Source organism: Pediococcus sp. M21F004, from assembly GCF_051122535.1.
GTDB lineage: Bacteria > Bacillota > Bacilli > Lactobacillales > Lactobacillaceae > Pediococcus > Pediococcus inopinatus.
This window is the reverse complement of sequence record NZ_CP177314.1, coordinates 823,772-836,736: the sequence shown is the minus strand read 5'-3', so window position 1 is coordinate 836,736 and position 12,965 is coordinate 823,772. Positions and strand designations below refer to the sequence as shown.

Genomic DNA, 12,965 nt, shown 5'->3' with positions numbered 1-12,965 from the left:
TGGCGAAGACTCCATAAAAGAAATATGTAAGCGAAGAGAGGGATGCTCTCTTCAAAATCACTTAGCTTAAGTGATTCTTTTTAATAGCGTCTTCAATCTTATCGTAAACTGGAGTAGCCATTGCAGGCATTCTGTAAAGAATGGCACCAGCATCAATTTCAGGAACTGTAATATCAAAGCTCAAATCTGGTTTGTTAATAGGTAAGAAGACTTGCACACCCTTCATTGTTTCTGGGTTGAGATCTTTGATTTGGATAGCTTCAACGTTAACTTGATAGCCACGTTTCTTCATTTCCGCTTCAACAGCATCCTTAATTTGATGACTGGAATTAACACCAGCTCCACAAGCAGTTAACATTTTAATCATAGTAAATTCCTCCTTAGAATTTTTAAAATTTATTACCAAAGTTAATGAAACGAATATCTAGAACTTAGACTGCAAAAATGAATAAATAGCTTCTTCAGTGTTGCTCTTGAAGAATGTCAAAAGCTGATTTTGGGGAGTCTTGCTAATGAAGTCCATGATTTGCGCTAGGACATTCGACTGACCCTCTGGATCGTCATTCAAAATCATAAATAGGAAGTTAACTTCTAATTTTTGACTTGGATCGATCATATTATTAAAGGCGATAGGGTTCTTCAATTTAATAGGAATAACCTTACGTTCTTTAACAAATTCAGCTTCCGTATGGGGAATTGCCACGTTAGGGTATTCTGGAGAAACCACTGACAAATCAATTCCGGTTGGATACTTATCTTCTCGTTCGTTTAGGTTCTTTAAGAAGTCGGCTGTGACGTGACCTTTTTTATAGAGGTCATCAGCAACTGTCTTAAACACATCTGCACGTGAAGTTGCATCACTCACGTACACGGTGTCTCTATCAAAAAGAGAAGTCTCTGCTATTTTATCTGACATATATTTTCACCACCTCAATCACAAATGTGAAATAATGTTCACTTTTGTTTGATATCGTTTACAAACTTAATTATAAACAAGCGCTTTCAAATGTCAACCAAAAATTTAAAATTAAAAAAATGCGCTAGGGTATTGACTTTTTGTTAGGGCTCGTCTATTCTAGAAACCGAAACATAAATAAACAAAAACGAACATTCTGTAACACGGTTTGTTCTTAAATTATTCCAAAGGAGGGAGGCCAGTGCTAAAAAATGAAAGAGTAGCGACCATTTTAAGCACGGTCAATCAATCAGGTGTTGTAACAGTTCAAGAGTTAGTGAATGAACTTAATGTATCATCCATGACAATTCGTCGTGATTTAGAAGAGCTCGAACAAGAGCATCGCATCGTGCGAGTTCATGGGGGTGCACAAAGTATTCATACCTCGGATCAGCGTGAAGCTTCCTATATACAGAAGCGAAAACTACATGTTGCTGAAAAAAGCGGGATTGCGCAACAGGTGGCAAGCATGATTGCAGAGGATGAAACAATTTTTCTTGGACCAGGGACTACAAACGAACTCGTTTCGAAATACCTTAACCTTGCAAACCTAAGAATTGTCACAAACAGTTTGCCGGTCTTTGAACAATTTCGAAATGAACATAGTGAGTACGAACTGTTTTTGGTTGGTGGAACTTACCGTGAACGAAGTGGTGCTTTTATAGGAAGTTTAGCAAACGGCCTCCTAAAAAATTTAAAAATGCATAAGGCATTCGTTGGTGTCAATGGCATCAATGGAAACAGCATTATGAACGCCAATTCTGATGAAGGGCAGACGCAAAGCATTGCGTTGGATCAAGCCCAAAAGAAATTTGTCGTTGCTGATCACTCTAAACTGAACCGTAATGATTTCTATGCCTTCTATCATTTGGACAAATGTGATGGCTTGATTACGGATCAGGATATTGATTCGGCAACCTTACAAAAGTATCAGAAATTGACAAAAGTTTATAACAGTACAAACAAAAAACAAAAGGAGAGATTTGCATGAAAGTCGTAATTGGTTCAGACGAAAAAGGATTCAATTTAAAGGAATTAGTTAAAAAGTACTTGTTGGATCATAGCTATGAGGTTATTGATGTGAGTGAAAAACCTGCAGAAGATTTTGTTGATTCATCACTTGCCGTTACTAAAGAAGTTTTGAATGGTAACGCTGATAAAGCAGTTATGTTTGATGAATATGGGGTTGGTTCCGCAATGGCAAGTAACAAGGTTAAAGGAATGGTTACAGCTAACGTCGTTGAAGAAAATACCGCACATATGACAGCAATGCATAATGGTGCAAAGGCCATCTCAATTGGTAGTGGCGTGGTTGGCGAAAAGTTAGCATATAATATTGTTCAATATTACTTGGATACAGAGTATGCTGGTGGCCGTCATCAAGTTCGTTTGGATATGTTGAATAAGATGATCTAAGTTTGCGGAGAGAAGCGGTTATTCATTGAGCATAACCGCTCTAGGTAAGAGAGCAAGAGAATTATTCAAGTAAACAACAAAACTATACAAAAGATTGAAAACGTTTTATTTGTAAGATGAATTCTAAGGATGAGTATTCGTCCTTAGAATAAGATTTTGCAAATGCAAAATAGACAAAAATTTTGAGGAGGAGCCAGTCCAACTAGGAGCGAAAGCGACGTAGCGAGGATGGACATCCGTCCCGAAAGTAAGATTTTGCGAATGCAAAATAGACAAAAATTTTGAGGAGGAAATCACATGATTATTTCTATTGGTAATGACCATATTGTTACAGAAACAAAAATTCAACTTTCAAATTTCTTAAAGGATCAAGGACACACTGTTATTGATGAGGGTACTTACGATACAACAAGAACCCACTATCCAATCTATGGCAAACGTGTTGCTGAAGATGTTGCTGATGGTCGCGCAGACCTCGGTGTTGTTCTTTGTGGTACTGGGATTGGTATCAGTACTGCTGCAAACAAAAATGAAGGTATTCGTGCAGCTTTAGTTTCAAACTTGGTTGCTGCTCGCTATGCTAAAGAAGAATTAAATGCCAACATCATCGGTTTTGGTGGTGCAACAGTTGGGGAACATCTTTGCGAAGACATTATCTCTGTATTCTTGGATTCAGAATATAAAGAAACAGCAGAAAACAAGAAGTTAATCGATAAAATTGACAATATTGCAACTCCAAATCCAGATCAAAAAGATAACCCACACTTCTTCGATGAAGAAAATGAAAAATGGGCTGAAGGCGTTTATCACGACTAGAGTGTGTTCAAAAGCTGTTTTTTGAAACACATTTTGGCTGATTAAGTTGGCAAAACAACTTGTGATATTTAGAAATGTGACCTCATTGTAAAATTGGTGCAACCGTTTTATAATGAAAGCGTTGTTGAAATAAATCATGACAAATCATGAAAAAAACAAAAGGGGTAATCATTTTATGTTGAAATTAACACCAGGTAAGGAAAAAGGAATCAAAGCTTTATCAAATAAAGATGGCGTCATTGATGCTTTAGCTATTGACCAACGTGGATCATTGAAAAAAATGATTGGTGCTGCAAGTGGTAAAGAAGCTTCACAAAAAGAAATTGAAGACTTCAAAGTTGCTGTATCAAGCGAATTAACTCAATATGCTACAGGTATTTTGTTGGATCCTCAATACGGACTTCCAGCTTCAAAGGCTCGTGCTGACGGTGCTGGTTTATTGCTTGCATACGAACGAACAGGTTATGACGCTACTGAGCCTGGCCGTTTCCCAGATATCTTGGATGACTGGTCAGTTCGTCGTTTGAAGGAACAAGGCGCTGATGCCATTAAATTCTTACTCTACTATGATGCTGATGAAGGCGGCGACATTAACCATCGCAAACAAGTCTTTATCGAACGTTTAGGTAGTGAATGCAAGGGCGAAGATATGCCATTGTTCTTGGAATTAGTTTCATATGATGCTAATAACGACGATGCTACCGGTAAAGAATATGCTAAGGTAAAGCCACACAAAGTTATTGAAATGACTAAAGAATTTTCAAAACCTCAATACGGCGTTGATGTATTGAAGCTTGAAGTTCCTGTTAACCAAAGCTATGTTGAAGGTTTTGCTAAAGATGCTTCTGATGTTGTTTATAGTAAAGCAGATGCTGCTAAATACTATAAAGAACAAAGCGATGCAACAGACCTACCATTTATCTTCTTGAGTGCCGGTGTTACTGCTGAGTTATTCCAAGAAGAATTGAAGTTTGCTAAAGAAGCAGGCTCAACATTTAATGGTGTCCTTTGTGGCCGTGCGACATGGCGTCATTCAGTTGAACCATTTGCTGGCGAAAGTGAAGAAGCTGGTCGTAAATGGTTACAAACACAGGGCCGTCAAAACATTGAAGACTTAAATAAAGTTTTGGCTGCTACTGCAACTTCATGGTACGACAAGGTTCAAAAATAATTGCTTTTAACCTTAAGGATTGTGCCAACTTGGTGCAATCCTTTTTCTGAAAATGGAGATAAATATGAGTAACTTTGATGAAATAAAAAAGGCTAATCCAGACAAAACCATTTATGACGTTAATATTGATGAATTTGCGGATTTTGGATTGGTTTATAAACAGTATGATTTAAGCAAAATGACAAGCTACATGGATTCGCAAATTGAAATTCCTAGTGATCATAACGATTATGTCCCAGATGATGAAACACTTGAAAATGACGCAACGATTCAACAAATTGCCGCTGATGTTTATGCAGGAATGCCTATTTCAGCAGGCCCTTGTGTGGGTCAGAGCACTTCATTTTCAGCGATTGAATTTCATCAGGGAAGTGAAGTTAACATCACTTTCACCGATGTGGTGATGGTTTTAGGGAAACGTCAAGATATTCATAATTATGAATATAATGCTGAAGAGCATGCGAAACTTTTCTTCGTCCCACGCGGAACTGTGTTTGAAATGTACAGTGATACATTACATTACAGTCCATGCAAGGTCGATGACAGCGGCTTTAAGGCAATTGTCATGGTCTTGGAAGGTACAAATCAACCGTTACCAGAGGGCTTCAAAGGTACCAATAAAATGATCGTGAAGAAAAATAAGTTCCAGATGGCGCATGCTTCTAGAACTGACAAGATTGCACAGGGAATCTTACCTGGTGTCAAAGGCAATTTAATCGACATTAAGCCAATTCAAAAATAGAAAGGTAGATAGAAATGGCTGACACAGAAAAGAAAACTTTATCCACAGAAGAAAAAAATGACATTGATACAGCAGAAGCGTTACATCAACAAATGATTAAAGAACAGATTGCTGAATTTCCAATTACGAAAGCATAATTTAGTTAATAAAATTAAAAATGAGCTGTAAACCTAATATGTGTGACCAACTGCACACAAGGTTTTACAGCTTATTTTTTTGCAAAAATCCGAATAATTGAGCTGTAATAAAAACGTTAGTATGCTAACGAAAAAAGAGGCGGAGTGTATGAAACAAGATTTATCTATGTATGGACGGCTGGTCAAACACGCAAGTAATATGATGAGTCGCCATATTGACAGTTTTGCAGCCGGCTACGGTTTAACCGGTGTACAATTATCAATTATCGATTTTTTGGGTAAATATCCGGAACAGATTTGTTTGCAACGTGACATTGAAAATGAATTTGCCATTCGGCGATCAAGTGCCACCACCCTGTTACAACGGATGGAGAAAAAAGGGTTGGTTGTTCGTTCAATTGCGAAAAGTGATGCCCGGCAAAAACAAATTCAATTGACATTCAAAGCGCAGCCGTTTGTGAAGCTTAATCAACGTTACATGGAAGTTAGACGGGCTAGTTTGGAAGCTAGTTTTACTGCTGCAGAGCTTCAAAATTTTACCGAAATTTTGAAGTTTTTAACTATTGATGAAGCTGGAAAGAACTATGGGAAGGATCACGAGAAAAAATAATATGAAGAGTAAAAATAGACAACAAATTCGCCCCCAAGTCATTGCGGCGGTTATTGCGACAGGATTAATGTCTTTTAGTGGTGTGATTGTCGAAACCGCCATGAACATTACATTTCCAACCTTGATGAAGGAATTTAACATCACAACCAGCACTGTACAATGGTTAACCACGGGATATTTGTTAACCGTGGCGATTATTGTGCCACTCTCGTCAGCGTTAAAAACACGTTTTAAAACCAAATCCTTATTTATGGTAGCTAATTTATTATTCTTGCTAGGCCTAATTATGGATGCTGTTGCTCCTGTTTTCCCAGTGTTGTTGCTGGGGCGAATCATTCAAGGGTGTGGAACTGGGATTGCCTTGCCTTTGATGTTTAATATTATTATTGACCAGGTTCCGGCTAGTAAGCTGGGCATGATGATGGGGATCGGAACCCTGATTACCGCTGTGGCCCCCGCAATTGGCCCCACGTTTGGCGGTGTGGTCGTTGCTAGTCTAGGCTGGCGGTTTGTGTTCATCATTTTAATGCCTTTATTGTTAATTTCGTTGTTTACAGGAATGAAGACGATTGAACAAAAACGGCCGACGAGAAAGATCAAATTTGATCCACTAAGTATTTTGTTAATTGCTGTGACGTTTATTGGTTTAATTCTTGGATTCAGCAATATGGGTGCGATGCGTTTTGCTAGTTTGCCTGTCGTGGGGGCTCTTATCGTTGGATTGCTTGGCGTAATTGGGCTTGTTTATCGTAGTTTACATATTTCCCAGCCAGTTATTGATCTGCGTGTGTTAGGGAACAAAACTTTTTCGGCACATGTATTTGTATTTTTTAGTTTGCAACTAATTTCATTAGGGATGTCCTTCATTTTGCCAAACTACATGCAGTTGGTAAATGGTGCATCATCCACTACCGCCGGGTTAATTGTTTTACCAGGCGCTGCTTTAGGTGCAGTGATGTCGCCAATTAGTGGCCGAATTTTTGATCATTTTGGGGCCAAAAAACTGTTGCTTACCGGAAGCGCGGTCGTCTTTATCGGTTTGGCGTTATTTACGATTTTTGCCCTAAACATTAAAGACAGCCTTATCTTAAGCATCTACGTGTTCTATATGTTTGGGATTGGTTTGATTTTTGGAAACGTCATGACGAATGGCTTAGCCAACCTTAAAAACACACAACAAACAGATGGAAATGCCATTTTAAATACGATTCAACAATTTGCTGGAGCAGTGGGAACCTCACTTGTCTCCACAATTATTGGAGCGAGTCAATTAAGTAAAGGCAGCTCACAAGGCGAATTAACAGCTTTAGGTTCACGCAACGCTTTGTTAGTTTTAACAATTTTGATGGGCTTTGTCATAATTGTGCTAATGTATGCAGTTAAAAGTAAGTCGTCCGCTGAGACTGGTCATTAAAAAATATCAACAACATGCTAGAAATGAGTAAATGCAAGTTGATAGCATTGAGGCTGAGCAATCAAAATTTGTTGTGTGATAGCAACAGTTATTGCTGTTAAGCTCGCCCGCGAATAAGCATAAGACAAAAACCTTGCAATTTAATGAGAAGCTCGTAGAATAACCTTTGCACCAAAATCTAACAAGGGGTGATTTTAAATGGCAGAATCAGATAAAGAATTACAACAACGACTTACACCAGAAGAGTTTGAGGTTACGCAACATGCTGTCACGGAACGTCCATTTAGTGGCAAATATGATGACTTTTATGAAGATGGCATTTACGTTGATGTAGTGAGTGGTGAACCATTATTTAGCTCCAAGGATAAATATGATGCTGGTTGCGGGTGGCCGTCATTTACCCATCCCATTGATCAGGCGGCGCTTAAATCAGACACAGATACGTCGTTTGGGATGGTTCGTGATGAAGTACGAAGTAAAACTGCCAACTCGCATTTAGGACATGTCTTTGATGACGGCCCAACTGAAGCAGGTGGCCACCGTTTTTGTATTAATTCAGCGGCGCTACGCTTCATTCCCGCCGACAAATTGACGGCAAACGGTTATGAACAATATGAACATCTTTTTAACTAATTTTTGTGAGGAGTGACAATAATAATGGAAGAAACAGCAATTTTTGCAGGTGGTTGTTTTTGGTGTATGGTCCAGCCATTCGAAGATCAACCAGGAATTAAAAAAGTCCTGTCAGGTTATACGGGTGGCCATGTTGCCAATCCAACGTATGAACAAGTTAGTACGCATACAACTGGCCATACCGAAGCCGTAGAAATAAAATTCGACCCAGAAAAGATTTCCTATAAAGCATTGGTTGAACTGTACTGGCAACAAACGGACCCAACTGACGCGATGGGCCAGTTTCAGGACCGTGGTGATAGCTACCGTCCCGTTATTTTTGTGCAAAATGACGAACAACGCCAAATTGCTGAAGCATCTAAACAGGCATTACAAGAAAGTGAACGATTCAGCGATCCAATTGTAACAACTATTGAAGACGCAAAACCATTCTACGTAGCAGAGGAAGAACATCAAGAGTTTTATAAAAAGAATCCTGCACGATACGCGATAGAAGAAATGGGCGGCAGGGAGAAATTTATAAACGATAACTGGAAATAATGAATTCTGATAAGATTGCGGTGACGTGATCAATAAAAACGACATTGCCTATTTAAGGCCAATGTCGTTTTTTAAAATCTATTTTTCTAGTTTGCGGATCGGTAAACCCATTTCAGCGAGTTGCCGGTTAACCAATTCGTCATGGATCCGACTTAATTTATCCTGTTCGGTTTTGTCTTTGCCAGTCGGCTCAGTTAAACATGCGGGCATGTCAGTTTGGTTCTTATCTGTCATTTTGCCACCTGCTTTCTATTTAACTTCATTGTCTCACGAGGCGAAACTAAATAAAAATATCTTGCTTAAACTGCTTTCTACTTATCGTAGGCCACAACTTCTGCTTGATTATCAGTAAAGTTGAGAATGTTTAGACTGCCATTTTTGATTGGTAAGTGGACATCGATCTGCGGATTTAAAAGCTGAATAAGACTTCGGATGGCATCCATGTGTGAAACTACCAATAGCGTTTCCCCATCGTTTGCTTTTTCGGCTAGTTGATCAATCCCGGCTAAAATTCGTTTTTTAAAAGTTTGGGCGTCTTCGGCATCATGAAAAGGATCAGCGGCATGCATGGCATCGCGAGTCTCATAAAAAGTGTGGTCCTTTAAAAAGTCATCAATGCCATTGTAGCCGAGGGGACGGCAAATTGTGTCCCACGTTTCTGGACCGTTGGCACCTTCAAAGTAACCAAAGAAAGCCTCACGAATGTTTGGAAGTTGTGTGACTTTTAGAGCGTCATTTTTTGTGTCATCCAAAATGATGTGAGCCGTATGAACGGCTCGGGTTAGATCACTAGAAAATGCTTGATCAAAGTGAACGTCTTGTACTTTTTTTGCAGCCATATGGGCGTCTTCAATGCCTTGTGGTGTGAGCGGTGCATCGGCCCAACCTTGCATCCGATCATATTTATTAAGATAAGTCTCACCATGACGAATGAGATACACAGTAAATTTTTTGATAAGAACACTTCCTAATTTTAGTTTAATTATAAAAAGAGCAGCACATGAAAATCGCACTACTCTCAGTTTAACATGATTGTTCGATAAGCTTATGAGAATTCAATCCCATATTCAAAGGATTGTGTTTCGCCAGGTTCGGCGAAGTTGTTACCCTTCTTGTTTGCCCAATCGGTTGGTTCGTTGCTAGCCTGATCGGGTAAACCAGCAAATGGTTCGATGCAAAGGTAAGGTTCAGTCGCATTTTCCATAGTCCAAAGAGTGACATAAGGGAAATGTTTGATGTTTAATTTGATCTGGTGAGCAGTCTGATTGGAGCTAACTGTGACTGATTCAATCTTTTTCGCATCAAGAATAATTAAACCATCATCAAAAGTTTTATGGTCTAGTTTTAAGACATTCCCATCGACAGCTTCAAACGGTGCTTTGGTGCCATCTCGGAAAGGTGCCGGGTTGATGCCTAACTGTTGGATTTCCTTTGGATGAGGTCCAAAAGTTAGGGAATAATCTTCAAAAACACCATCGTCATCGATTGGAATATTGAGACCGGGATGAGAGCCCAAAGCATATGGCATTGTCTGTTTGTCATTATTTGTGACGCTGTATTTTGTTAAAAGTTGGTTGCCAACTAATTTATAGTCAACTTGTAAAGTGAACTCAAATGGATAGTACTCTTTAGTTTTTGGACTAGCCTTTAATTGTAGTAAAACTTGATCATCGGCTTTACGAACATTTTCCCATTGTAAATCGCGCGCAAAACCGTGTTGAGGCATTGGGTAGGTTTGACCATCGACAACATAATGATCATCATTTGATCTCCCAATTGAAGGGAAAAGGATTGGTGCATGACGTTTCCAAGCTTTCCCATTCCAGATGTAGTCAAAGTTTCCTTTTAAATCTACCACGTGTGTAATTTGGGCACCAAGTTGGTCAATTTCAACTTCAAGTTTGTTATTTTTAATTGTAATCATTCATATTGCCTCTTTTCAATTTATTGGGTACAGGTATATGATGGAACAGTTGGCAAATAATGTAAAGGCTTTCTAGATTAAAAATGAAGAACTTTAAAAACTTTTCAGACGATTTCAGAAAACTTAAAGCAAAAGGTTTACTTATGGCCAACAGAAAGTTAGGAGGTACCATATTTTGATCAAAATGATTGCACTAGATTTGGATAATACATTACTTAATTCCAAGATGGAAATAAGTGATATGAATACAAAAATTTTGAAAAAGTTGCACAAGCAAGGTAAAAAAATTGTTTTGTGCACTGGCCGACCGATTAATGCAATTTGGGATTGGCTGAACCAGTTAGGGCTCATGAGCGAAGATGACTATTCAGTTAATTTTAATGGGTCATTAATTGTGCATAACATCGATAAAAAGCCCTTGATGGCAGATGGCATGAAACGAACCCATTTTAAGAATTTGCACGACTTTTGTGTGAATAATAACTTTCCGTTAGATATTTTGGATTTTAGCGGTCTGTACCCAATTAGTGATTTACCGATTTCAGGGTATGAAAAACGGTTTGGGACGAGTTTACGGGCAGCCTATACGCCATTTTTCAAACTGCCTGAAGTTGACTATAGTAAAGCGGTAATCTGCACAGAGCCGGCAACGATTGATCAAATTGTGAAAACTTTGCCTAAACAATTAAAAGAAGATTTTCACATTGTCAGATCACAACCGATGATTTTGGAATTTTTAAAACCCGGTATTGATAAGGGGTCGGCACTTGATCTATTGTTAAGGCATTTTGAATGGACGAGAGAAAATTTAATGACTTTCGGGGATGCTGAAAACGATTTGGAAATGTTGGCTAGTGCTGGGATCGGTGTCTCAATGGCAAACGGCACCCCAGAGGCCAAACAAACCGCTAATCATGTCACAGCTTTGGATAATAATCATGATGGTGTGGCGGATTTTTTGGAGACTTATTTTGCGACAAATGATTAACACTGCTTATCAAGAGAGCTTACTAAATTTGATTCATTTTTATGGATTAAGTTTAAGTAAGCTCTTTTTTTTAAAACTAATTACTTGCGTGCGCAACTGTATTGCCATATAATCTGTATTTGAATCTTAAGAAAACCAGTTTGTCCAAATAATAACAGACAGGAGATGAGGATTTGCAAGGAGCACGTGAAAATTCAATTCATAAGTGGTTAATTATTGCTAGTCGACAGGTTAGCCTACATCTTGATCAGCGATTAGCCACAATTGGCATGAGTGTCAGTCAGTATTTTTACATTCTAAAAATTCACGATAACCCTGGCCTCACGCAAAAGGCGTTGGGGGAGTCTGAGTTTATTGATCAAAGTAATGTGACGCGAGCGATTAAGCAATTAATTGTTCAAGGCTTTGTGAAACGGCATCAAAATCCTGATGATAAACGAGCATACCAACTTACTTTGACTGAAAAAGGAACAACGATTTATCCACAAATTCTGCAGATTCTTGATACAGAAGAAGCAGAATTGGTGAAGGGGATTGAAGCACAAGGTTCCAGCTTTAATCAAAAAGCTTTTGTTGATGCGTTACAGACCATGAGTCGGCTGCATGAAGAGCCAAACAAAAAATAAGGAGAACTATGATGAAAATTATTACTGTTGAAGAACATTTCGATACACCAGCTAATATTAAGCAGTTTAATGAATACTCAAAAGTGAAGAATAACAATCCGCGCCAAGAAATTCTTGGAAAGACTTTGACTAATTTCGACAAACGGATTGAGTATATGGATAAATATGGCATCGATATGCAAGTGATTTCTGATGCTGGTAACTCGCCGCAAGTTTTACCTGATGAGTTGATTGTCGATGCTTCTCGTGCGCAAAATGACACATTGACAGAGGCGGTTTCTACCCGTTCGGATCGTTTGGCCGGGTTAGCAACATTACCAGTCAATAAACCTGAAGAGGCCGCTAAAGAACTTGAAAGAGCTGTTAAAACACTTGGCTTAAAGGGTGGCATCATTAGTGGTACGATTGATGGCCAATTTTTAGACGCTCCTAAATTTGAACCGATTTTTGCGATGGCCGAAAAATTAGATGTACCATTGTATTTACATCCTGGCGTTATTAGAGATGAGCAAAAGAAAATTTTGTATGATAGTAAAGCTTATTCACCAGCCTTAGCTACGTTTATGGGCGGCGCTGCCTGGGGCTGGCATATGGAACAAGGAATCCAAATGGTTCGGTTGTTTGTTTCTGGTTTGATGGAAAAGTATCCTAATCTTAAATTAGTTTCGGGGCATTGGGGTGAATTCGTGCCAATGTTCCTTGAACGATTATCAGAATTTTTACCATTCTCTGGGCTAGATTTACCACATTCTTTTGGGTACTACTACAAACGAAATGTCTACGTCACACCATCTGGGATGTTCACTAATCCGCAAATGCAAATGGTACTCACGGAAATGGGCGCCGTTCATTTAATGTATTCAGAGGATTATCCATACATTGAACGAAAAGAACAAGTCAATGAATTTATTACCAAAGCTGATTTGACGGATGACCAACGTGAGCAATTTGCCCATGGGACGGCCGAAAAATTATTTAAACTATAAAATCTAA

General features: G+C 38.8%; 18 protein-coding genes. 13 read left to right on the top strand and 5 right to left on the bottom strand.

The genetic code is table 11. The features are described 5' to 3' along the window. Positions 1-61: 61 nt before the first annotated feature. A complete protein-coding gene (locus ACLHK8_RS04485; protein ID WP_434520422.1) occupies positions 62-367 on the bottom strand; it encodes a PTS fructose transporter subunit IIB in 306 nt (101 codons plus the stop codon). A 57-nt stretch (positions 368-424) separates the two neighbouring features. Then, positions 425-916 carry a PTS sugar transporter subunit IIA gene (locus tag ACLHK8_RS04480; protein WP_057773448.1) on the bottom strand — a complete coding sequence of 164 codons (492 nt, stop codon included), beginning with the start codon at positions 914-916 and terminating at the stop codon, positions 425-427. A gap of 241 nt (positions 917-1,157) precedes the next feature. Between ACLHK8_RS04480 and ACLHK8_RS04475 the strand changes: the two genes are divergently transcribed. From ACLHK8_RS04475 to msrA, 10 genes are all read left to right on the top strand, one after another. Continuing rightward, complete coding sequence (locus tag ACLHK8_RS04475; protein ID WP_057773450.1) at positions 1,158-1,946, top strand: DeoR/GlpR family DNA-binding transcription regulator; 789 nt, start codon at positions 1,158-1,160, stop codon at positions 1,944-1,946. Next, the gene (gene lacA / locus ACLHK8_RS04470; protein WP_057773452.1) at positions 1,943-2,371 is read left to right on the top strand and encodes a galactose-6-phosphate isomerase subunit LacA; all 429 of its coding nucleotides are present in this window, start codon (positions 1,943-1,945) and stop codon (positions 2,369-2,371) included. Before ACLHK8_RS04475 ends, lacA begins: the two co-directional genes overlap by 4 nt. A gap of 297 nt (positions 2,372-2,668) precedes the next feature. After that, positions 2,669-3,187 carry a galactose-6-phosphate isomerase subunit LacB gene (lacB, locus tag ACLHK8_RS04465; protein WP_057773454.1) on the top strand — a complete coding sequence of 173 codons (519 nt, stop codon included), beginning with the start codon at positions 2,669-2,671 and terminating at the stop codon, positions 3,185-3,187. Between the two features lie 175 nt (positions 3,188-3,362). Further along, positions 3,363-4,358, top strand: a complete 996-nt coding sequence (gene lacD / locus ACLHK8_RS04460) for a tagatose-bisphosphate aldolase (protein ID WP_057773456.1) — start codon at positions 3,363-3,365, stop codon at positions 4,356-4,358. Between the two features lie 64 nt (positions 4,359-4,422). Then, positions 4,423-5,100, top strand: coding sequence for a DUF4867 family protein (locus ACLHK8_RS04455; protein ID WP_057773459.1), 678 nt, complete (start codon positions 4,423-4,425; stop codon positions 5,098-5,100). Positions 5,101-5,114: 14 nt separating this feature from the next. After that, complete coding sequence (locus ACLHK8_RS04450) at positions 5,115-5,237, top strand: hypothetical protein (RefSeq protein ID WP_269084004.1); 123 nt, start codon at positions 5,115-5,117, stop codon at positions 5,235-5,237. Between the two features lie 148 nt (positions 5,238-5,385). After that, a complete protein-coding gene (locus ACLHK8_RS04445; protein WP_057773460.1) occupies positions 5,386-5,847 on the top strand; it encodes a MarR family winged helix-turn-helix transcriptional regulator in 462 nt (153 codons plus the stop codon). 1 nt (position 5,848) lies between these two features. Further along, on the top strand, positions 5,849-7,261 hold the full coding sequence (locus ACLHK8_RS04440) for a DHA2 family efflux MFS transporter permease subunit (protein WP_057773463.1): 1,413 nt from the start codon (positions 5,849-5,851) through the stop codon (positions 7,259-7,261). Between the two features lie 198 nt (positions 7,262-7,459). Further along, positions 7,460-7,894 (top strand): peptide-methionine (R)-S-oxide reductase MsrB, encoded by a 435-nt coding sequence (gene msrB / locus ACLHK8_RS04435; RefSeq protein WP_057773465.1) that lies wholly within the window; start codon positions 7,460-7,462, stop codon positions 7,892-7,894. Between the two features lie 24 nt (positions 7,895-7,918). Next, entirely contained in the window at positions 7,919-8,434 is a 516-nt protein-coding gene (gene msrA / locus ACLHK8_RS04430; RefSeq protein WP_057773466.1) for a peptide-methionine (S)-S-oxide reductase MsrA, read from the top strand. Positions 8,435-8,512: 78 nt separating this feature from the next. Here msrA and ACLHK8_RS04425 read toward each other — a convergent pair whose 3' ends face one another. From ACLHK8_RS04425 to ACLHK8_RS04415, 3 genes are all read right to left on the bottom strand, one after another. Next, entirely contained in the window at positions 8,513-8,668 is a 156-nt protein-coding gene (locus ACLHK8_RS04425; RefSeq protein WP_156406511.1) for a hypothetical protein, read from the bottom strand. A gap of 77 nt (positions 8,669-8,745) precedes the next feature. Further along, positions 8,746-9,375, bottom strand: coding sequence for a histidine phosphatase family protein (locus tag ACLHK8_RS04420; RefSeq protein ID WP_057773469.1), 630 nt, complete (start codon positions 9,373-9,375; stop codon positions 8,746-8,748). A 104-nt stretch (positions 9,376-9,479) separates the two neighbouring features. Beyond that, the gene (locus ACLHK8_RS04415) at positions 9,480-10,358 is read right to left on the bottom strand and encodes an aldose 1-epimerase family protein (protein WP_057773471.1); all 879 of its coding nucleotides are present in this window, start codon (positions 10,356-10,358) and stop codon (positions 9,480-9,482) included. Between the two features lie 184 nt (positions 10,359-10,542). Between ACLHK8_RS04415 and ACLHK8_RS04410 the strand changes: the two genes are divergently transcribed. From ACLHK8_RS04410 to ACLHK8_RS04400, 3 genes are all read left to right on the top strand, one after another. After that, complete coding sequence (locus ACLHK8_RS04410; RefSeq protein ID WP_063698265.1) at positions 10,543-11,346, top strand: Cof-type HAD-IIB family hydrolase; 804 nt, start codon at positions 10,543-10,545, stop codon at positions 11,344-11,346. A 173-nt stretch (positions 11,347-11,519) separates the two neighbouring features. After that, positions 11,520-11,972, top strand: a complete 453-nt coding sequence (locus ACLHK8_RS04405; protein WP_063698241.1) for a MarR family winged helix-turn-helix transcriptional regulator — start codon at positions 11,520-11,522, stop codon at positions 11,970-11,972. An 11-nt stretch (positions 11,973-11,983) separates the two neighbouring features. Then, on the top strand, positions 11,984-12,958 hold the full coding sequence (locus tag ACLHK8_RS04400) for an amidohydrolase family protein (protein ID WP_434520421.1): 975 nt from the start codon (positions 11,984-11,986) through the stop codon (positions 12,956-12,958). Positions 12,959-12,965 lie beyond the last annotated feature (7 nt).

Excerpts from the sequence above, each read along its gene's own strand:
- ACLHK8_RS04485 (WP_434520422.1), bottom strand. The coding sequence starts at position 367 with ATGATTAAAATGTTAACTGCTTGTGGAGCTGGTGTTAATTCCAGTCAT.
- ACLHK8_RS04480 (WP_057773448.1), bottom strand. The coding sequence starts at position 916 with ATGTCAGATAAAATAGCAGAGACTTCTCTTTTTGATAGAGACACCGTG.
- lacA (WP_057773452.1), top strand. The coding sequence starts at position 1,943 with ATGAAAGTCGTAATTGGTTCAGACGAAAAAGGATTCAATTTAAAGGAA.
- lacB (WP_057773454.1), top strand. The coding sequence starts at position 2,669 with ATGATTATTTCTATTGGTAATGACCATATTGTTACAGAAACAAAAATT.
- lacD (WP_057773456.1), top strand. The coding sequence starts at position 3,363 with ATGTTGAAATTAACACCAGGTAAGGAAAAAGGAATCAAAGCTTTATCA.
- ACLHK8_RS04455 (WP_057773459.1), top strand. The coding sequence starts at position 4,423 with ATGAGTAACTTTGATGAAATAAAAAAGGCTAATCCAGACAAAACCATT.
- ACLHK8_RS04450 (WP_269084004.1), top strand. The coding sequence starts at position 5,115 with ATGGCTGACACAGAAAAGAAAACTTTATCCACAGAAGAAAAAAATGAC.
- ACLHK8_RS04445 (WP_057773460.1), top strand. The coding sequence starts at position 5,386 with ATGAAACAAGATTTATCTATGTATGGACGGCTGGTCAAACACGCAAGT.
- ACLHK8_RS04440 (WP_057773463.1), top strand. The coding sequence starts at position 5,849 with ATGAAGAGTAAAAATAGACAACAAATTCGCCCCCAAGTCATTGCGGCG.
- msrB (WP_057773465.1), top strand. The coding sequence starts at position 7,460 with ATGGCAGAATCAGATAAAGAATTACAACAACGACTTACACCAGAAGAG.
- msrA (WP_057773466.1), top strand. The coding sequence starts at position 7,919 with ATGGAAGAAACAGCAATTTTTGCAGGTGGTTGTTTTTGGTGTATGGTC.
- ACLHK8_RS04425 (WP_156406511.1), bottom strand. The coding sequence starts at position 8,668 with ATGACAGATAAGAACCAAACTGACATGCCCGCATGTTTAACTGAGCCG.
- ACLHK8_RS04415 (WP_057773471.1), bottom strand. The coding sequence starts at position 10,358 with ATGATTACAATTAAAAATAACAAACTTGAAGTTGAAATTGACCAACTT.
- ACLHK8_RS04410 (WP_063698265.1), top strand. The coding sequence starts at position 10,543 with ATGATTGCACTAGATTTGGATAATACATTACTTAATTCCAAGATGGAA.
- ACLHK8_RS04400 (WP_434520421.1), top strand. The coding sequence starts at position 11,984 with ATGAAAATTATTACTGTTGAAGAACATTTCGATACACCAGCTAATATT.